At 43.9% G+C, this 20,975-nt stretch carries 12 protein-coding genes and 3 pseudogenes; all 15 read left to right on the top strand.

The genetic code is table 11. The annotated features are described in order from the left end of the window. The coding region (locus AC4OGX_RS13650) for a thiamine phosphate synthase (RefSeq protein WP_493331128.1) at nt 1-304 on the top strand (304 nt) is incomplete at its 5' end. Beyond that, nucleotides 297-941 (top strand): HAD family hydrolase, encoded by a 645-nt coding sequence (locus AC4OGX_RS13645; RefSeq protein WP_493331127.1) that lies wholly within the window; start codon nt 297-299, stop codon nt 939-941. The genes AC4OGX_RS13650 and AC4OGX_RS13645, both read left to right, overlap by 8 nt. Before the next feature lie 80 nt (nt 942-1,021). Further along, complete coding sequence (gene thiD, locus AC4OGX_RS13640) at nt 1,022-1,828, top strand: bifunctional hydroxymethylpyrimidine kinase/phosphomethylpyrimidine kinase (protein ID WP_493331126.1); 807 nt, start codon at nt 1,022-1,024, stop codon at nt 1,826-1,828. A 1-nt stretch (nt 1,829) separates the two neighbouring features. Continuing rightward, a pseudogene (gene cytX / locus AC4OGX_RS13635) lies at nt 1,830-3,001 on the top strand (putative hydroxymethylpyrimidine transporter CytX). Between the two features lie 217 nt (nt 3,002-3,218). Beyond that, entirely contained in the window at nt 3,219-4,577 is a 1,359-nt protein-coding gene (trkA, locus tag AC4OGX_RS13630; protein ID WP_493331125.1) for a Trk system potassium transporter TrkA, read from the top strand. A 10-nt stretch (nt 4,578-4,587) separates the two neighbouring features. Further along, a complete protein-coding gene (locus tag AC4OGX_RS13625) occupies nt 4,588-6,033 on the top strand; it encodes a TrkH family potassium uptake protein (protein WP_493331124.1) in 1,446 nt (481 codons plus the stop codon). Between the two features lie 91 nt (nt 6,034-6,124). Beyond that, complete coding sequence (locus tag AC4OGX_RS13620) at nt 6,125-7,768, top strand: CvpA family protein (protein WP_493331123.1); 1,644 nt, start codon at nt 6,125-6,127, stop codon at nt 7,766-7,768. Between the two features lie 411 nt (nt 7,769-8,179). Then, nucleotides 8,180-11,525, top strand: a pseudogene (locus AC4OGX_RS13615) (nSTAND3 domain-containing NTPase). Nucleotides 11,526-12,177: 652 nt separating this feature from the next. Beyond that, nucleotides 12,178-12,321, top strand: coding sequence for a RhuM family protein (gene rhuM, locus AC4OGX_RS13610; protein ID WP_493331132.1), 144 nt, complete (start codon nt 12,178-12,180; stop codon nt 12,319-12,321). 185 nt (nt 12,322-12,506) lie between these two features. Then, entirely contained in the window at nt 12,507-13,253 is a 747-nt protein-coding gene (locus tag AC4OGX_RS13605) for a hypothetical protein (RefSeq protein ID WP_493331122.1), read from the top strand. 941 nt (nt 13,254-14,194) lie between these two features. Continuing rightward, nucleotides 14,195-14,302 (top strand): annotated as a pseudogene (locus AC4OGX_RS13600) (DEAD/DEAH box helicase family protein); the annotation flags it as partial. Nucleotides 14,303-14,354: 52 nt separating this feature from the next. Continuing rightward, the gene (locus tag AC4OGX_RS13595) at nt 14,355-14,579 is read left to right on the top strand and encodes a DUF6718 family protein (RefSeq protein WP_493331121.1); all 225 of its coding nucleotides are present in this window, start codon (nt 14,355-14,357) and stop codon (nt 14,577-14,579) included. A 136-nt stretch (nt 14,580-14,715) separates the two neighbouring features. Further along, nucleotides 14,716-16,704 (top strand): excinuclease ABC subunit UvrB, encoded by a 1,989-nt coding sequence (gene uvrB, locus AC4OGX_RS13590; protein WP_493331120.1) that lies wholly within the window; start codon nt 14,716-14,718, stop codon nt 16,702-16,704. A 67-nt stretch (nt 16,705-16,771) separates the two neighbouring features. Then, a complete protein-coding gene (gene uvrA / locus AC4OGX_RS13585; protein ID WP_493331119.1) occupies nt 16,772-19,624 on the top strand; it encodes an excinuclease ABC subunit UvrA in 2,853 nt (950 codons plus the stop codon). A 322-nt stretch (nt 19,625-19,946) separates the two neighbouring features. After that, on the top strand, nt 19,947-20,936 hold the full coding sequence (locus AC4OGX_RS13580) for a rod shape-determining protein (protein ID WP_493331118.1): 990 nt from the start codon (nt 19,947-19,949) through the stop codon (nt 20,934-20,936). Nucleotides 20,937-20,975: the final 39 nt, after the last annotated feature.

Raw genomic sequence — 20,975 nt, 5'->3', positions numbered from 1 at the left:
AGAAGAGGCAGTCGCTGCTGAGAAAGCAGGGGCAAATTACATAGGCGTAGGAGCGGTTTTCGGAACCAGCACCAAGAAGGATGCCAGGAATCTGTCAATGGAAAAGCTGCGGGAAATCGTGGATTCTGTCAGGATCCCTGTGGTTGCGATCGGCGGGATCAATGCTTTGAACCTGACAAAACTCTCAGGAAGCGGTGTGGACGGTGTGGCAGTCGTCTCCGCCATATTTGCGGCAAAGGAGCCGGGAGAGGCGGCGGCATATCTGCGGAAGCTGGCCGAAGAGATGGTGGGGCAGCATGGATAAACGGTTTGCAATTTTTGATATGGACGGTACCTTAATAGATTCCATGGGATACTGGAAAACATTAGCGGCAGAATATCTGAAAACAAAGGGGATCTCAACCATTTCCAGGGAAATGTCAGAGAGGATCAAGCCTATGACAATGTCAGAGTCTGCGGCGTATTTTCACCAGGAATTCCATCTGCCCGGCACCCCGGAAACAATTGCAGAGGAAATGAACCAGATGATGGGCGCTCACTATAAAAAGGATATTCCCTTAAAACCGGGAGTGAAGGAATACTTGTACAGTCTTAAAAATGCAGGTGTATCTATGTGTGTCGCTTCTGCTACGGCCGGACCGCTGATGGAGGCGTGTCTTGAGCGCCTGGGAGTACTGGAGCTCTTTGAGTTTTTGATTTCCTGCGAAAGTGTCGGAGCGGGAAAGGACAGACCGGATGTCTACTTCGCGGCAGCAAAAAGACTGGGAGGAAGGATACAGGATACTGCCGTTTATGAAGATGCACTCTATGCTGCCAGGACGGCGAAAAATGCAGGCTTTTATGTAGTAGGCATCTATGAAGAAAGCAGTCTGGCAGACTGGGATCAGATGAGGCAGACAGCGGATGAAGTGATCCGTGAATGGAGCGGGATATCCATATAAATGTCTGACAGCGGCAGATTGGGGGCACCACCTTCTGTCGCTTAAGAAAAATAATGCAGAAAAGAGAAGGAGAAAAGAACATGAGAACAGCATTATCAATCGCTGGAACTGATTCCAGCGGAGGCGCCGGAATTCAAGCGGATTTAAAGACAATGACGATGAATGGTGTTTATGCCATGAGCGCAGTCACTGCACTGACGGCACAGAATACGACCGGCGTATCAGCAGTATTTGAGGTAACTCCACAATTTTTACAGGAGCAGATCGACGCAGTATTTGAGGATATCCGCCCCTGTGCAGTAAAGATCGGGATGGTCTCGTCCTCCGGTCTGATCAGGACCATCGCTGAAAGACTGCGTGCATATGGCGCAGAAAATATCGTGCTTGACCCTGTTATGGTGGCAACAAGCGGCTCCAGGCTGATCGAGGAGGAAGCAGTCGAGACGTTAAAGGAGGTGCTGCTGCCTCTTGCCACAGTGGTCACCCCCAATATCCCGGAGGCGGAAATCCTGTCCGGTGAACCCATTCAGGATGAGGAAGATATGATAAGGGCAGCCGGAATGATCAGTGAGAGGTATCACTGTGCAGTTCTGTGTAAAGGCGGGCACAGTGTCAATGATGCGAATGACCTTCTGTTCATGGATGGAGAGGCCAGATGGTTTCCGGGCAGGAGGATTGCAACATCGAATACGCATGGAACCGGATGTACCCTGTCCAGTGCGATCGCGGCGAACCTGGCGAAAGGCTTTGACCTTGCGGCCTCTGTGCAGCGTGCCAAGGACTATGTGTCGAAGGCACTGGCTTTTGGCCTGGAGCTGGGAAAGGGCAGCGGCCCGATGAACCACGCGTTTGATCTGACCGGTGAATTTGCAGAGGAGGCAGAATAAGATGGACAAAAAAAGGACTTCAATTTTTGAAAATGGCCTGATCTGGTTTGGCGCTGGTGTCTCTATTGCAGAGATCCTGACAGGGACTTATTTTGCACCGCTTGGATTCGGAAAAGGGATTCTTGCGATCCTGATCGGACATATCATCGGATGCTGCATGTTATTTTTTCAGGCTTGATAGGAGGAAGGTCACGAAAGAGCGCTATGGAAACGGTCAAGATGAGCTTCGGGCAAAAAGGCTGCCTCTTATTTGCTATTCTGAATATTATTCAGCTGATCGGATGGACTGCCATTATGATCTATGACGGGGCTATGGCTGCCAGTGGAATCTGGAAGACCGGACATCTGATCTGGTGTATCGTAATCGGAGGGCTGATCACACTCTGGATCCTGATCGGGATCCAGAACCTGGGAAAGATCAATACGGTTGCAATGACCGCATTGTTTATTCTGACGATTGTTTTAAGCTGTGTCATCTTCGGAAATGGCTCAGCCGACGGGGGAATCAGCGAAGGAATGACATTTGGTGCAGCCGTGGAGCTTTCCGTTGCCATGCCGCTGTCCTGGCTCCCTCTGATCAGCGATTACACGAGGGAGGCCGAAAATCCTTTCAAAGCAACGGGTGTAAGTGTAATTGTCTATGGAATCGTCAGCTGCTGGATGTATCTGATCGGTATGGGAGCTGCTATTTTTACCGGGGAATCCGATATTGCACAGATCATGGTAAAAGCGGGATTCGGGGTCATCGGCCTGATTATCATTGTGTTTTCTACAGTGACAACCACCTTTCTGGATGCCTACTCTGCGGGGGTGTCCAGTGAATCTGTGTCTGCAAAGATGAACAGCAGATGGTTCGCGGTCGGTGCTGCGGTCATAGGAACCATCGGGGCGGTTTTGTTTCGCATGGATGATATTACGGATTTCCTTTATTTGATCGGTTCTGTGTTTGCACCGATGATCGCGATCCAGATCGCAGACTACTTCATATTAAAGGAAGACAAAAGCGGAAGAAGTGTGGATATACAGAACCTTGTCATATGGGGGATCGGTTTTGTTGTTTACCGGATTCTGATGAATGCGGATATCATCGTCGGGAATACACTGCCGGATATGATCATCACAATTTTGATCTGTGTAACAGCAGAGAAGGGAAAGACACTGCGCTTGAAATGAGCGAAAGAAACCGTAAAACGGCGGTGAAACATTGAAGATGTGTATTTTAGAAGCCCTCAAAGAGTCACATATAATTAAGAAAAAATAAGAAATCCTCAAAATGATTGTACTTTCCAATTAAAAGTGCTATAATTGCTCTGCCATTATGGAAAAATAGCGATTACATACCTTATAGAGGTTCTCGATAAGGTGTAAGAATGAAGTTGAGGGTAGACAAATGAAGATAGTCATCATTGGAGATGGTAAGGTCGGATATAAACTGGCCAAACAGCTCTCCGCGGAAAATTACGATATCGTAATGATCGACAGTAATGAGAAGAAATTACGTGCTGCTATTGACCGGCTTGATATATTTTGTGTGACCGGTGACGGGGGAAGTGTTGCAGTACAGAAGGAAGCGGATGTTCCGCATGCGGATCTGGTGATCGCATGTACATCAACAGATGAATGTAATATGTTAAGCTGCCTGGTTGCAAGAAGACTTGGGGCAAAACATACGATCGCGAGGGTGCGTAACCCGATTTATTATCAACAGATCGACATTTTGAAAGAGGACCTGCATTTAAGTATGGCAGTGAATCCGGAATTGGCTGTGGCGGGGGAGATTGCCCGTCTTTTACTGTTTCCGGATGCAAGTAAGATCGAGACGTTTGTAAAAGGCAGAGTGGAGCTGATCGAATTCCCGCTGTCAGAGAATAGTAAGCTGGCAGGGATGTCTCTTGCCGAGATGTACAATAAGTTCCAGATCAAGGTGCTTGTATGCGCGGTAGAGCGCGGGGAGAATGTAGTGATCCCGGATGGTGAGTATGTGCTGCAGTCCGGTGACCGTCTCCATATTGCCGCGTCCCATGTAGATATCGAGCTGTTTTTCAAGATGCTGGGACGTAAAAGAGAGAAGATCAGGAAGGTGCTGATCTGCGGCGGCGGACGTGTCAGCCATTATCTGGCAACACAGCTGTGTAAGATGGGAATGCAGATCAAGATCATAGAGAAATCAGAAGAAAAGTGTGAGAATCTTTGCGAACTTCTTCCAAAAGCGACTATCATCAATGGAGATGCATCTGATCATGACCTTCTGATCGAAGAAGGGATTCAGGATGCAGATGCTCTGATCGCTTTGACGGGAATGGATGAGGAGAATATCATCATGTCCATGTTTGCCAAGAGCCAGGGAGTCTCTAAGATCATTGTGAAGGTGAATGAAGACAGAAGAGCACGCATGATCGAGGATTTCGGTATTGACAGTATCGTTTCTGCCAAGACCGCTACAGCGGATGCGATCTTAAGCTATGTTCGTGCCCGCAGAAATTCACAGGGCAGTGCAAATGTAGAGACGATGTACCAGCTGATCGACGGAAAAGTGGAAGCTCTGGAGTTTATCGTTAAGTCAGAGACTTCCTATACGAACCGGCCTCTGAAAGAGCTGTCCCTTAAGCCGAACAATCTGATCGCCTGCATTGCAAGGAAGCGCAGAATTATCATACCCAACGGCGATGATTGTATCCAGGCAGGAGACAATGTCATTATCATAACGATGGAGAAGCAGATCAGAGATATCAAAGATATCTTCTTGTAGGTGTATAAAGATGAATTATAAGATGACGGTTTTTATCATTGGTAAAATGCTGGGAGTCGAGGGTGCGCTTCTTTTGATTCCCGCGCTGGTTGCCTTTTTGTATGGTGAAAAGAGTGGTTTGACATTTTTAATGGTGAGTGTGGTCTTGTTCCTGATCTTCTTTATTTTTGGGAGAAAGGTACCTAAGAACAAGACAATATATGGGAAGGAAGGTCTTGTGATCGTAGGGTCGGCATGGATCCTGTGGTCTTTGTTCGGAGCAATGCCGTTTACGCTTTCAGGAACGATCCCAAATTACCTGGATGCATTTTTTGAGACGGTATCAGGATTTACGACGACCGGGTCCACGATACTGACAGAGATCGAAAGCCTGCCGAAGGGGATGCTGTTCTGGCGGAGTCTGACACACTGGATCGGCGGAATGGGAGTGCTGGTGTTCGTAATGATGCTGACCTCCCTGGACGACGAGAATTCTATGCATCTGATGCGTGCGGAGGTGCCGGGGCCGGAGGCTGATAAGCTGGTGCCTAAGGCAAGAAGGACAGCAAAGATCTTGTATGGCATGTATTTTGTGCTGACTGCGGCAGAGGTGGTTTTCCTGTTGTTTGGCGGGATGGACTTCTACGACGCATTGATCCATGCATTCAGTACAGCCGGGACCGGAGGCTTTTCCAATAAGAACAGCAGTATTGCCTTTTATGACAGCGCCTATATTGATGGAGTGATCACCGTATTTATGATCTTATTCGGCGTTAACTTTAATCTGTATTTCCTGATCCGAATGAAGGATTGGAAGACAGCACTTAAAAATGAGGAGCTGCGGGCATATCTGGGGATCATCGCAGGTTCTGTTGTATTGATCACTGTGAATATTTTAAGTATGTATGGGAATATCATGCATGCGTTCCGGTATGCATCCTTCCAGGTCGCAGCGGTCATAACGACGACCGGTTTCTGTACGGCGAATTTTGACCTTTGGCCTGAGCTTTCGAAGGTCATACTGCTGGGGCTGATGGTCATCGGCGCGTGCGCCGGCTCCACAGGCGGTGGTATCAAGGTATCTCGTTTTCTGATCCTGATCAAGAGCGTCAAACAGGAGATCAAGCGGATGCTTCATCCAAAATCTGTGACTCTCGTACAGATCAATGGAAAAAAAGTGGGCAGAGATACGATGCACAGTGTATATATTTATTTTATTTGTTATATCCTGATTTTAATGGGATCTGTTTTTCTTGTTGCTTTTAACAATTATGATTTTACGACGACATTCAGTGCCGTTATGACAACATTGAATAACGTGGGTCCGGGGCTGGCCCAGGTCGGACCAATCGAGAATTTCTATGACTTTTCACCGTTGTCCAAGATCGTATTTTGTCTGGATATGCTGGTAGGAAGGCTGGAAATATTCCCATATCTTCTTTTACTATCTCCGGATCTGTGGAGAAGAAGATTTTAACCTTATTAAGGAAGTGTCGAAGCAGATTTTAAATATCCGCTTTGGGCAGGATGAAACAAAGGCGTAAGTAGACAGGCAGAAAGGGAAAAGTATGAAAAAAGGAAAAATGAAACTGTTGGCGGTTATCGGGATCATTCTGGTCGCGGCAATCTATTATTATGTGGCGCTGCCGGCGATCAATATCCATTCCACTGATTTTTGGATGTTTTTGATCGTATTGATCATCGTGATCGCGCTGATCTATGTCAGACGGAAAAAGCTGAACAGGTATGAACTCAAGGAGTCAAAGGGGCTCAAGGTGATCGGAGGGCTTCTGATCATTGTGATCGCAGCTTACCTGATCGGTTCTCTGTTATCCTCTCCGATCGTAAATGCAAAGAAGTATCAGAAGCTTCTGACGGTAAAGGAAGGGGAGTTTACAAAGGATATTGAGGAGCTGTCATTCGACCAGATCCCGCTTCTGGACAGGGATTCAGCAGCAATCCTTGGAAACCGTAAAATGGGCAGCATGGTTGATATGGTATCCCAGTTTGAGGTAGATGAGCTGTACAGCCAGATCAATTATCAGAACCAGCCTGTACGTGTCTCACCGCTTAAGTATGCCAACCTGATCAAGTGGCTGACCAACATGAAGGACGGTATTCCTGCTTATATCAAGATTGATATGGCAACACAGAATACAGAGCTGATTAAATTGAAGGAAGGAATGAAGTATACTACAAGTGATCATTTGAATAGAAATATTTACCGTCACTTAAGATTCAAATATCCGACTTATATCTTCAATGACTTAAGCTTTGAAATCGATGATAATGGAGTGCCATACTGGATCTGTCCGGTGAAGAAGTTCAATATCGGACTGTTTGGCGGGACTACGATCGGCCGTGTTGTGTTATGCAATGCTGTAACAGGGGAAACAACGGACTACAAGGTGGAGGATGCGCCGGAATGGATCGACAGAGCCTATTCAGCGGATCTGCTGGTTGAATTGTACGATTATTATGGAAGCTTGAAACACGGCTACTTTAATAGTATCCTCGGACAGAAGGACTGCTTAAAGACCACAACAGGATATAATTATCTTGCTATCGATGATGACGTCTGGGTATATACTGGTGTTACCTCTGTCAGTGGTGACCAGTCCAATGTTGGGTTTGTTCTTATGAACCAGCGTACCATGGAGACGAAGTTCTATGGGGTAGAAGGTGCGACAGAAGATTCTGCCATGTCCTCAGCTGAGGGGCAGGTACAAAACCTGAAATATGTAGCGACCTTCCCGCTTCTGCTCAATATCTCCGGGGAGCCGACATACTTTATTGCATTGAAGGACGATGCGGGACTTGTAAAGAAGTATGCCATGGTAAATGTCCAGAAATATCAGATCGTAGCCATCGGAGATACAGTCAGTGCATGTGAGGAAGCCTATACAAAGCTGATGTATGACAACGGAATTAAAGAGGTGGAAAAAGACACCCGTGAGATTGAAACCATGAAGGCTAAGATCACGAAGATCGCCCAGGGTGTTATTGAAGGGAACTCTCATTACTATATCATGATGGAAGGTTCAGATGATATCTTTGATGTGTCCGTGGTTGATTTCATCGATATCATAAAATATGATGTCGGGGACGAAGTGACCATCGAGTACAAAAAGGGAGATGAGAGTAATATCGTACTTTCTCTGAATGGAAAAGAAAAAAGCGGGACAGCTGTTAAGGAAGAGAAAGAGGAATAAGCGAATAGAATATCGGGCTTTAAATTAAGAGAAGCACAGAACAAAGGGTTGGAGTTGTTCTGTGCTTTTTTAGATTCAGGCACAGCCGGGCATTGGGCAAATCAGATATCTGCGAAAAAAGTACAGAACAAGAGTTCGCACTCGCACTGTACTTTTAGGGGGCATTTTGATATAATAAAACAAGATTCATTGAACAGAAAGCGTGTCAGAATTTCGCCGCCGGTCCGCAGAATCATAATGATAAGGTAATCTTGGTAGTCGGAAATGTGGTATCGGATGAAAGGATTAAGCATGAGCAGTCAACCGCAGAGTACTTTGAGGCGATATTAGATGATCTACTGATCCATTTGGAGAAATAAGGGCGCAGAGACTGAATTGTCATATCAGAAAGAATTAGACGGAGTGTTACAGATGAGAAACTATGATTTTTATGAAAAGCTGGATTGGAAGTCGTTCCAGACTTTGGCATGTGAAGTCGTGCAGTACAGAGAGAGGATCCATTTTCAGACGTTTCGGGATGGAAAGGATAAAGGAATCGATGGGCTATGGTTTCAAAAAAAGGAGAATATGATCCTTCAGGCAAAGCGCTACAGGAAGTTTGCAGATTTGTACCGGGTCCTCAGAGATGAGGAGCTTCCTCATGTTCAGAAACTGAAACCGAAACGGTATATCCTGGTAGTTTCGTTAAGCTTAAGTGAGGAGGAAGCAGAAAAGCTTTATAGTCTATTTTCAGGATATATTACAAGGAGCGATGACCTGCTGGACAGAAATGCCTTAAACCGTTATCTGTCAGATCCGTCATATCATTGGATAGAAAAGAATTTTACGAGTCTGTGGATACCGGACGGCAGTATACTGGAAGAAGCTCTGCAAAGGATCATGAACAAGGGGGCTAAGAACAGGAATACCAGGGAGCACAGGAAGGCGATCGAAGGATGCAGGACTTTTGTGCAGACAGGTGTATATAATGAAGCCAGACAAATACTGGAAACCAGCCATGTAGTTGTAATCTCCGGGCAGCCGGGAATGGGGAAAACGACGATTGCCCGTATGCTGGCGTTAGATTTTCTTTCTCTGGACTGCCAGGAAGGATTTTATTGGGTGAGCAGCCTGGAAGAGATTGAGAATGAGTGGGAAGAAACTGAGCAGAAGCAGGTATTTATTCTGGACGATTATTGGGGGGGCTGTATTTCATAGAGAACGGAGCAGGAAAGAAAATTATCTATTAGAGGAAATAATTGATAAAGTTGTGGCAGCAGGCAGTAAACGGCTGATTATCACTGCGCGTGAATATATTGTCCAGCAGGAGCTTTTCTTGAATCCTGAATTGGAGGAGATCATCAAGACCTTAAAAATGGAGTGTGTCCTGAAGGAATACACAGATGCAGAAAAAGCAAAGATTCTGTTTGCCCATCTGCAGGCGTCAGAGCTGGATATCGAATATGTCAGGAGTATTTACCATTACTGTGACCGTATTGTCTATAGCCGCGGTTATAGTCCCAGAGTAATTGATAAGTTCCTAAAGCAGCCCGGTTACGAAGCCTATTCGCCATGGGAATATGCCCGGGAATTATTGGAATGGATAAAATACCCGGAGTTGATGTGGAAGGGAGTGTTTGCAGAATTATCCGAAGAGGCAAAAATGCTTTCAGCTATTGTTGCAATTTCCTATACGCCCATCAGCATTGAGGATATCCGCAATACATACAGCAGATATGTGCAGAATTATAAAGGAACCTCTGCACCAAAATCTTTTGACAGCTGTATTTCTGAGCTGGAGGAAACAGTTCTTCTTACCTGTTGCGAAGCAGATGAACAGGAAATCAAAGTGGAATTTGAGAATCCGTCGATCGTAGATTTCCTACATGGATATCTATGGGAGAATCAGGAGTATTATATTCCGCGTCTGGCCGAATGTAGTATTTTTTACAATCAACTGCTGATGCTATTGGAACATTTTCATTGTCATGATGAGAAGATCAATCAGAGGGTTAAAAAGCGCTGTGTGGAGGAGTTCTATACGCTGCCTATGAGGCTGGAGGATTATGGTGACAGCTATTTAGGGGAATGCATTTCAGACCGCGGCAGTGACTGGGCAGGGCGGGACTTTCATTTAATGCGGGTGTCACAAGACGGACCGGGCGGCCTGGTATGGCAGTTTATCCGGGAATTTATAAAGGGATTTTTCGTTCATATGGAAAAAGATGCATTATTTGACGGGATTCAGGAAATGAGAAATTTTGTTGGACTGATCAGGGTATGCGAAGAACGGGCGATGCATTTTGACGGAAGAAAGTTAATAGAACAATATTGGGATCACTGTTTGTTATATGATGATTATGAAGGCGTTAAGGACTTGATAAAAATATATCCTGAATTGTCGACAGAATGGAGAGAAAAGTATACCGTTTATATGAAAGAGCATGTGAAAGGGCTGATCCTTAAAACATTATTATATTATGATGACTATGAATGCGAATTCGAAGAAGATATGCTGGTGGACGAAGTGCCTTCTATCCTAAAGGAGTTTGGACTTCATTATTCAAAAGAGTTCAAGAGAGAAATTGAGGATATTGCCGGACGATACTATGAAAAGCCCAAGCAGGTCAGAATGAATAAAGTACAGCTTCAGGATGACCTTTCAAGAGAAGAATTGGATTATGAGAAGATAAAAGAAGAATGGTATGAGCAGTCAATAGAGATGCCGGAGCCATATATGGACGAAGATATCATAGAGATGATTAGGAGGAATGAGTTTACAAAGGAAAATGAGGAATTTTTGCTCCAGACACTGGAAACAAGAGCCCCGTGGTATCTGTATGAGTTTATGGCTGATGAGGGCAGTATTAAACTTTTAAAACAATTGGGGGATAAAGTCTTATTAAAAACTGTCGGAAAGAATATGGACCTGCTAGCCATGGGGATTCTCGAAGTGATGACAGAGAGACGAAAAGAACTTTGTGTTAACCTGATCAATTTTTGTATCGACTATGTGATTGAACTGTTATATAAAGAGTGTCCGACTATCTCGGAAGCAAAGTTCAAAAGACTGCCCTGCTATAAGGAATATGTGGAACAGCATCCGGAATTAGAAACATTATTATTTACATATCTATTAGAGCAACAAGGGAAATGGATTGTAACAAGACAGGAGGTGCTTCTACTTTATTTATTATGCCATGAGATGAAAGCAGCTGGAGGGATCGATTGGGATATTGTTTTTGAGGCAGGCTGGGGAAGCTGTCTTATGAAGGCTCAGAAAGGGAAGAAAGCATTTTATTATTCTGACTTTGTGAAACCTTCTAATATGGAGTGGATCGGAATCATACAGCGTATCATGAATGAGATAGATAGAACAGGATTCCATCAACAGTATGTGTTACCAAAGCTGGAAGAATTTTTGGATAAGTATGCTTCTGAATCGGAAAGAGCAGCAGCTTTTCTGCAGGAGATCCGCTGGGAGCTGAATATAGACCCGGATGGTGAAATCTGCGGAAGTTCGTATTTTGAGGAAGATGCGATGGAATTGGCTGCGAACATGGGAATCGCCGATATGACAGATGCAGAGGATCATCTGACAGAATGTTCACGTAAATCTCTGATTAAACGGCAGGAAATTTGTACAAAGGAAGAGGGGGATATGGCAGTTTCAGTGTACATGGAAAAAGATCAGGACTATTTGCGGGAAATCGGGATCTATGAAGCATTGGAATACTATTTTAGAAAGCTGGAGGAGTATGTACAATTAAATACTTAAATGAAAAATTAAATTCTAGTTGTGGACTGTCCAATTAAATAAGTAGTATTAGTAAAAAGTACAGAACAAACATTCGGTTTTGCTCTGTACTTTTTTTGGATACTCTGATATAATGTGGCAGAAGGATGTAAACAAAACAGAATCAGATATAACTATATAAAATAGCAACATGTGTTATTGTGGAATTCATTACATGTGCATAGCGAATTTAAAGGAGTGAATATGGACAAAAGCATCAGTTAGAAAAGGACCTTCAATTTCCATTAGTATTTTTACGAAAAATTTTTTGCTTTATTTTTTTGTTAAAATATATTATTCACCAGTATTAACGATTAGGACATTCGATGTATGAAGAAGGAGTTGTACTATGAAAGAGAAAATGAAGTGTCAATTATACGATTTTCAATAGCAGAATATCTGACATTTATTACCGAACAGGAGCGTGTGATGTAAATGCGGTATATACAGACGAAAATATCTGGCATACCCAGAAAATGATAGGAGTTTTTATAATGTAAAAATGCATACAATTAATTTTCATTAAAGAAGATATTTAGAGGCGAAGAATTGGACGCGTTATAAGTTATTCGAAAACTAAAATAACTGTATCTGATAGGAAAAACTATAATACAAATCATTACAATTTAAAGAAATTATTATTGTTAGGAATAAGGTTGATTCACCAAGGGGAGTCCAATTCCGTAAATGGCCGAATGATATCATAGAGGAGTTCACGATTAAAGGTTTTTCTATGGATGATGAGCGGCTGAAAAATTTCAGTACTGTGTTAACATAAAATTCTAACGAAGAACAGTTGGAAAGCGTTCGGGAGATACTCGAGTTTAAAGAATTCTTATCGAGTAATGATCTCGAATAGTAAAGATTTCGTGGGGGAATCAGTAGGTTATGGACTAGATGATATTAAACAGACAAAAAGAAGTTGTTACTTATTGTGATAAAAAATTGGAATAGAGGATAAAAATGGGAAGGGCAGTATGGATAGTAATTACTATATATATTCTTTTGTTTGTTGGATTAAACTTAAATAAAAATGAAAGAATTGAGTCCTATATCAAAAAAATAGAAGAAAGAGAAAAAATAAATTCTTTGTTAACGACTATTTTTTTAGGAGCTATGTTGACAATTGTATTAACTACTCAGACTAATAAGATTGCTGAACAACAAGTACGTGTTGCAGATAGGGAAACTTCTCCAGCTTTTCAAATGAAAACATATAAAGACAACAAAAATTATGGTTATAAGGTCATGAATGAAAAAGGAATGGCATCATATGTTACATTGAATGTATATGAAGCGTACCATTTTAAATATGGTGGAGAAGCATACAATATTAATTTTGCGTTTTTTAATCAGGAATTAAATAAAAAAATGAACGTGAACGAGGAAAATCCAGAACTTATCTTTATTTTGGAAGATCATGGATTTGACAGGGATAGAACTTTTGAGAGTGTTAAAGCACGTGTGAAAGAGAAATTGGGTGATTCAGTTATAGTCTCTAATGATAAGTATATAGAGTTGAGTTTCTTTGATCATAAAAATGAACGATTTACTTTTCGGTTTAGTGAATATAAAAATGAGATTAAATTGTTGAATACAAGCGAAAAGATATATCCAACTATTTATAATGTTACGATGTATGTTTATGATAGTAATGATATAGAAAAACAAATTGAGGAAGCAGTTGATTTTGTAATTAACAAAAAATAGTTACTGCTACAACAAAATGTCCAGTAGCTTAATTATGTGGTAAGTTCGAGTAGCTCTTGTGATTAAGTGATGGATGGGAGATAAGGTGGGTATGGAACAAATGAATGAAACTGATGAGAACATTCCACTTTGTTTTTCTAAGAATACTATAGGGGAAACGCTATTACATCGATCTGATAAAATATTCTCTACGAAAGACGTAATACGATTGCTTTGGAAGGGTAGAGAATTGAAAATGATATAGTATGGATATCAAGGGATCGAATGGCTGAATTATTTTAGTAGAGTATCAGGTAAAATCTCATCGTAGTACACAGTTTCGTATGTAGGTAATAGGAATTATATGAAGACGTACGTTTGATATTGAAACAGGCTAAAGAGCAGGCTTATAGTTATCAATATGGTATTACAACAATCCGATGGTATGTCTAGCAAATGTAATTATTCAAGGGATAGAGTTGGTTGCAGACTTTGAAAATCCATATATTGTATAACAAAATTGGGAAGATTGTGTTTTGTTATGAAAGAATTGCAAATCCAACAAGAGGTATTACACAACAATATTATATAAGACAACCTATTCTTGATAGATGGTTATGTGATAAACAAATTTTGGAAGAATGGATGAAACAGAATATGTTACAGATAAAATTATGTAGGTAAACTGAGCGATATGTTGATGTAAAAAAGGAAGTCAGTAGGGCGTAAACAGAAAATATTGTGCAAGTGACATGCATAAATAGATGCTGAATATACAACAGAATATTTTGCACTCGCTATGACTAATATTTTTGTGACTTTTCGCATTTTAAATTCGTAAAGTTCACTATAAGGCAACTTGTTTTTGCAGATTTGAGTTTTCGTTGTGAATTTCATTACGAATGATTTTGAAAATGAGGCTGATATTGAACATAATAAAAGTCACAAAGGAGGTTTTGACCATGAATAAATTTCTTTTAAAAGCCCCATATAAGCCCACTGGAGACCAGCCACAAGCCATTGCGGAACTGGCAAAAGGCTTCAAGGAAGGATATCACTTGCGAGAATTATATGAGAGTGCTAAAATTCTTTCAGAAGAAGATTTTAAGGAGGCGTTAGAACATGTGTTATTTAGTAGCTAAACATATAGATGAAGTCGGATGTGTTGCATTAAAAACAACACATGGGAAACATCTTTCAGAATTTAAAAGAGCAATAGAAAAACAGGTTGAATATGAAAAAATCCAGTTAGTTATAATCAGCAGACCTTCCGCTTATGGAGAATACGAGCCGTATCACTTTGCAGATACGGAGGAAGAATTTGAAAAAGCAGTCGTAAATATGTAATAAAAAAATCAAGGTATAAAGTACAGAACAAACATTCGGTTTTGCTCTGTACTTTTATTTTATATTCTGATATAATCAAACCTAGTTACAGGAATAATAACTTTATGATAGAACGATTCATAAAGGAGGAGCTTTCATGGATCATTTTGAATTAGTATCAGAATATAAACCAACCGGAGACCAGCCAAAAGCGATTGAGGATCTGGTCAGAGGATTCAAGGAAGGGAACCAGTGTCAGACTTTACTTGGTGTCACTGGTTCCGGTAAGACATTTACCATGGCGAATGTCATACAGCAATTACAGAAGCCGACGCTGATCATCGCCCACAATAAGACGCTGGCTGCACAGCTATATGGGGAGTTCAAAGAATTCTTTCCGAATAATGCCGTGGAGTACTTCGTATCCTACTATGATTATTACCAGCCGGAAGCCTATGTCCCTTCATCCGATACCTATATCGCCAAGGATTCTTCCATTAACGATGAGATAGACAAACTCCGCTTATCTGCCACGATGGCATTGTCGGAGCGGCGTGACGTCATCATTGTAGCCAGTGTGTCCTGTATCTATGGTCTGGGAAGTCCGGTGGATTATCAGAACATGGTGATCTCCCTGCGGCCGGGCATGATCCGCGACCGGGATGAGGTGATGGCGAAGCTGATCGAGATTCAGTATGACCGCAATGAGATGGATTTCCACCGCGGAACTTTCCGGGTGCGGGGAGATGTGCTGGAGGTGATTCCAGCCAATTCAGAAGATGTGGCGATCCGTATCGAGTGGTTTGGAGATGAGATCGAACGTATCACGGAGATTGATATCCTGACAGGTGAGATTAAGGATGAGCTGAAGCATACTGCTATTTTCCCGGCCTCACATTATGTTGTGGATAAAGAGAATATCGCCCGGGCGGTCATCGACATTGAGACGGAGCTGGAAGAGCGGGTGAAGGAATTCAAGCGCCAGGATAAGCTGATCGAGGCTCAGAGGATCGCGGAACGGACGAATTTTGACATCGAGATGTTGAAGGAGACTGGATTCTGTTCCGGAATCGAGAACTATTCCAGACATTTGGCAGGGCTGGCACCGGGACAGCCGCCTTACACCCTGATCGACTATTTCCCGGATGATTTTATCATGATGATCGATGAGTCGCATAAAACGATCCCACAGATCGGCGGTATGTATTCAGGGGACCAGTCACGTAAGACAACACTGGTGGAATATGGGTTCCGGCTTCCATCAGCCAAGGATAACCGGCCCTTGAATTTTGAAGAATTTGAAAGTAAAATAAATCAGGTCATGTTTGTTTCAGCGACACCGGGAGTATACGAAGAGGAACATGAATTACTTCGTACAGAACAGGTGATCCGCCCGACCGGACTTCTGGATCCGGAGGTGGAGGTCCGTCCGGTAGAGGGACAGATCGACGATCTGATCGGGGAAGTAAATAAGGAGGTTTCCAAGAAGAACAAAGTGCTTGTGACTACACTGACCAAGCGGATGGCGGAGGATCTTACCGATTATATGCGAGAGGTGGGAATCCGTGTGAAGTATCTTCATTCAGATATCGATACACTTGAGCGGACGGAGATCATCCGGGATATGCGTTTGGATGTCTTTGATGTGCTTGTGGGAATCAACCTGCTAAGAGAAGGGCTGGACATACCGGAGATTACTCTGGTAGCTATCCTGGATGCCGATAAGGAAGGTTTCCTTCGTTCTGAGACTTCATTGATCCAGACGATCGGCCGGGCAGCGAGAAATGCAGAGGGGCATGTTATCATGTATGCAGATAAGATCACAGATTCCATGCGGATCGCGATGGATGAGACACAGCGCCGGCGCCAGATTCAGATAAAGTACAATGAGGAACATGGAATCACTCCAAAGACGATCCAGAAGTCTGTGAGGGATCTGATCAGTATTTCGAAGAAGGTTGCAGCCAAAGAGATGCAGATGGAAAAGGATCCGGAGTCCATGAGCCGGAAGGAGCTGGAGAAACTCATTCAAGAGCTGACCAAGCAGATGAAAAAGGCAGCGGCAGAATTGGATTTCGAGGCGGCGGCAGAGCTGCGTGATAAATTAGTTGAATTAAAACGTACCCTGAATGAAATGGATGATTAAATTTAATGAATATTTCACAGAAAATACAGAAGAATAAGATAAGATAGGAGTACAGGAAGGAAAGAACATGGCAAAGAAGATGGATGCCCGCCAATATATCAAGATACGGGGGGCGAATGAGAATAACCTGAAAAATATTGACCTGGATATTCCAAGGAACGAGCTGGTGGTGCTGACGGGACTAAGCGGTTCCGGCAAGTCCTCCCTGGCGTTTGATACCATTTATGCAGAAGGGCAGAGACGTTATATGGAGTCTCTCTCATCTTATGCAAGGCAGTTTCTTGGGCAGATGGAAAAACCAAATGTGGAGAGTATAGAAGGTCTCTCTCCTGCGATCTCGATCGATCAGAAGTCGACGAACCACAATCCGCGTTCAACCGTGGGCACAGTGACAGAAATCTACGATTATTTCCGTCTGCTTTACGCAAGGATCGGAATCCCACACTGCCCGAAATGTGGAAAAGAGATTAAGAAACAGACGGTTGACCAGATGGTCGATCAGGTAATGGAGCTGCCTCAGGGCACGAAGATCCAATTGCTGGCACCTGTGGTAAGAGGAAGAAAAGGAACCCATGCAAAGCTTTTGGAGCGTGCGAAGAGAAGCGGATATGTGAGAGTACGGATCGACGGGAATCTTTACGAGCTTTCAGAAGAGATCACTCTGGATAAAAACATTAAGCATAATATAGAGATTATTGTCGACCGGCTTGTCGTAAAACCGGGAATCGAAAAAAGACTGACAGATTCTGTAGAAAGTGTGCTTTCCCTGGCGGAAGGTCTTTTGATCGTGGATATTATCGGTGGAGAGCCGATGAATTTCAGCCAGAGCTTTGCATGTCCTGACTGTGGGATCAGTATTGAAGAGATCGAACCAAGAAGCTTTTCCTTCAATAACCCATTTGGTGCATGTCCTGTCTGCTTTGGATTGGGATATAAGATGGAGTTTTCAGAGGAGCTGATGGTACCGGATCCATCCCTGAGTATCAATGAAGGTGCGATTACGGTGATGGGCTGGCAGTCCTGCACAGACAAGTCAAGCTTTACCAGAGCGATCCTGGATGCGCTGTGTAAAGAGTATAAGTTTGATCTGGATACCCCTTTCGAGAAGTATCCGAAGAGAATACACGATGTCATTATGTATGGCACAAATGGAAAGTCCGTTAAGGTGTATTATAAAGGGCAGCGCGGTGAGGGTGTTTATGATGTGGCTTTCGAAGGGCTGATCAAGAACGTGGAGAGACGTTACCGTGAGACAGGCTCTGAGACTATGAAGGCAGAGTATGAGACTTTTATGAATATTACTCCCTGCTCCGAATGCGGCGGGCAGCGTTTGAAAAAGGGCTCTCTAGCGGTGACCGTAGGGGATAAGAATATAGCGGAGGTGACCGGCTTTTCAATCGATAAGCTGCAACAGTTCCTTGCCCAGTTAGAGCTTACAGAGACGCAGAAGATGATCGGAAGCCAGATCTTAAAGGAGATCAAGGCGAGAATCCAATTCCTTATGAATGTGGGCCTGGATTACCTTACTCTGGCCAGGGCCACAGCGTCCCTTTCAGGAGGGGAGGCACAGCGTATCAGGCTTGCGACACAGATCGGTTCAGGTCTGGTTGGTGTTGCCTATATTCTGGATGAGCCGAGTATCGGCCTGCATCAAAGGGATAATGATAAGCTTCTGGATACGCTTAAGCACCTCCGGGATCTGGGGAATACCCTGATCGTTGTTGAACACGATGAGGATACCATGCTGGCGGCGGACTGTGTGGTCGATATCGGACCGGGCGCCGGGGAACACGGCGGAGAGGTTGTTGCCATCGGAACAGCCCAGGAGATCATGACGAATAAGAACTCTATTACCGGTGCATATTTAAGCGGTAAATTAAAGATCCCGGTGCCGGAGAAACGGGAGAAACCATCCGGATACCTAAAGATCGTAGGTGCCCAGGAGAATAACCTGAAGAATATCGACGTGAAGATCCCTCTGGGAGTCATGACCTGTGTGACTGGTGTATCCGGTTCGGGAAAAAGCTCCCTGGTCAATGAGATCCTATATAAAAAGCTGGCCAAGGAGTTGAACCGCGCAAGGACGATCCCTGGGAAACATAAAAGGATCGAGGGGCTTGACCAGGTGGATAAGGTGATCGATATTGACCAGTCTCCGATCGGACGCACGCCTCGTTCTAACCCGGCGACGTATACAGGTGTATTTGATCTGATCAGAGACTTGTTTGCAGCTACACCAGATGCAAAAGCAAGGGGATATAAAAAGGGCCGGTTCAGCTTTAATGTGAAGGGCGGACGATGTGAGGCCTGCAGCGGAGACGGCATCTTAAAGATAGAGATGCATTTCCTGCCGGATGTCTATGTACCCTGTGAGGTGTGCGGCGGCAAACGCTATAACCGGGAGACTCTGGAAGTAAAATATAAAGGAAAGACCATTTATGATGTGCTGAATATGACGGTTGAGGAGGCTTTGGAATTTTTTGAGCATGTTCCGAGCATCCGCAGGAAGATGGAGACACTATATGATGTGGGATTATCTTATATCAGGCTGGGACAGCCATCCACAGAGCTGTCAGGAGGAGAGGCACAGCGGATCAAGCTTGCGGCAGAATTAAGCCGCAGAAGTACAGGAAAGACAGTCTATATCCTGGATGAACCGACAACAGGTCTTCATTTTGCAGATGTCCATAAACTGACTGAGATCCTGAGGAGACTTTCCGGGGACGGGAATACAGTTGTGGTCATTGAACATAATCTGGATGTTATTAAGACTGCAGATTATATTATTGACATCGGACCGGAAGGCGGGGACAAAGGCGGCACGATCGTGGCAACAGGAACACCTGAGGAGATCGCCGAGAATCCAAATTCATATACAGGAAAGTATATTGCAGAAGCTTTGCGAAAAAGCAGACGTTGATTTGACCATATGACAGCCCGGAATCCTATTGGAGACCGGGCTCGAATTACATGTAAACTGTCACAGTATGAAAAAAGTCGGATTTTGCGGGAGTATTTTACAATCCTAAAGAAAAACTAAAAATATAAAAAAAGGGTTTCCATTTTTGGAAAAGTTTATTATACTATTTGTGCAACTTCAGAAAGAGAGTTATATAATCGAGTTGTGAAAAACAAAAGAAAAAGTACAGTCATGAACCAAATGCCTGCCCTATGGGCAGTGAAATACGAAGGAACAGAGATGGTGAGAAGGATGAATAAGGGTTTTAGAAGGGAGAATCAATATGTCTGTAGATATCGGGATAGATTTAGGTACAGCCAGTGTACTTGTTTATGTGAAAGGCAAAGGAGTGGTGCTTAAGGAGCCATCCGTTGTTGCATTTGACAGAGATACGAATGTCATCAAAGCGATAGGAGAAGAGGCACGCCTGATGCTGGGGAGAACACCGGGCAATATTACAGCAGTACGCCCGCTCCGTCAGGGTGTCATTTCTGATTATACGGTGACTGAGAAGATGATCAAATATTTTGTACAGAAGTCATTAGGAAAGAGAACATTTAAAAAGCCGCGAATCAGCATCTGTGTGCCAAGCGGAGTAACAGAGGTTGAGAAGAAGGCAGTCGAGGAGGCGACATTTGCGGCAGGAGCCAGAGAGGTTCATCTGATCGAGGAGCCGGTAGCGGCAGCGATCGGCGCGGGAATCGATATCTCTAAGCCCTGTGGGAATATGATCGTGGATATCGGCGGAGGGACAGCAGACATCGCGGTGATCTCACTTGGCGGTACTGTTGTGAATACTTCGATCAAGATCGCCGGAGATGATTTTGACGAGGCGATCGTACGTTATATGCGCAAGAAGCATAATCTTCTGATCGGGGAACGCACCGCAGAGGATATTAAGATCAAGATAGGAACCACCTATCCGCTTGTGGAGGAAGAGACCATGGAGGTTCGAGGGCGGAACCTGGTAACGGGACTTCCGAAGACGGTTACGGTGACCTCTTCTGAGACGGAGGAGGCACTGCGTGAGGCTACAGGTCAGATCGTGGAGGCTGTGATTGCCGTACTGGAACAAACACCGCCGGAATTATCGGCGGATATCCTTGACCGCGGGATCGTTCTGACCGGCGGCGGGGCAATGCTGCGCGGTTTAGAGGAGCTGATCGAGGAGAAGACAGGGATCCATACGATGACAGCGGAGGATCCGATGAAGGTCGTTGCGATCGGCACAGGGCAGTTTGTAGAATTCATGAGCGGCAGAACAGATTTTTAATGGCTGGGGCGGACAGTGAGCCGTTCAGGCTAATGGAAT

It is taken from the genome of Faecalicatena sp. (assembly GCF_058819085.1).
The sequence above is the reverse complement of the archived record's forward strand: the minus strand, read 5'-3'. Positions and strand labels throughout refer to the sequence as shown.

Excerpts from the sequence above, each read along its gene's own strand:
- uvrB (WP_493331120.1), top strand. The coding sequence starts at position 14,716 with ATGGATCATTTTGAATTAGTATCAGAATATAAACCAACCGGAGACCAG.
- thiD (WP_493331126.1), top strand. The coding sequence starts at position 1,022 with ATGAGAACAGCATTATCAATCGCTGGAACTGATTCCAGCGGAGGCGCC.
- AC4OGX_RS13620 (WP_493331123.1), top strand. The coding sequence starts at position 6,125 with ATGAAAAAAGGAAAAATGAAACTGTTGGCGGTTATCGGGATCATTCTG.
- AC4OGX_RS13645 (WP_493331127.1), top strand. The coding sequence starts at position 297 with ATGGATAAACGGTTTGCAATTTTTGATATGGACGGTACCTTAATAGAT.
- trkA (WP_493331125.1), top strand. The coding sequence starts at position 3,219 with ATGAAGATAGTCATCATTGGAGATGGTAAGGTCGGATATAAACTGGCC.
- AC4OGX_RS13605 (WP_493331122.1), top strand. The coding sequence starts at position 12,507 with ATGGGAAGGGCAGTATGGATAGTAATTACTATATATATTCTTTTGTTT.
- AC4OGX_RS13595 (WP_493331121.1), top strand. The coding sequence starts at position 14,355 with ATGTGTTATTTAGTAGCTAAACATATAGATGAAGTCGGATGTGTTGCA.
- uvrA (WP_493331119.1), top strand. The coding sequence starts at position 16,772 with ATGGCAAAGAAGATGGATGCCCGCCAATATATCAAGATACGGGGGGCG.
- AC4OGX_RS13625 (WP_493331124.1), top strand. The coding sequence starts at position 4,588 with ATGAATTATAAGATGACGGTTTTTATCATTGGTAAAATGCTGGGAGTC.
- AC4OGX_RS13580 (WP_493331118.1), top strand. The coding sequence starts at position 19,947 with ATGTCTGTAGATATCGGGATAGATTTAGGTACAGCCAGTGTACTTGTT.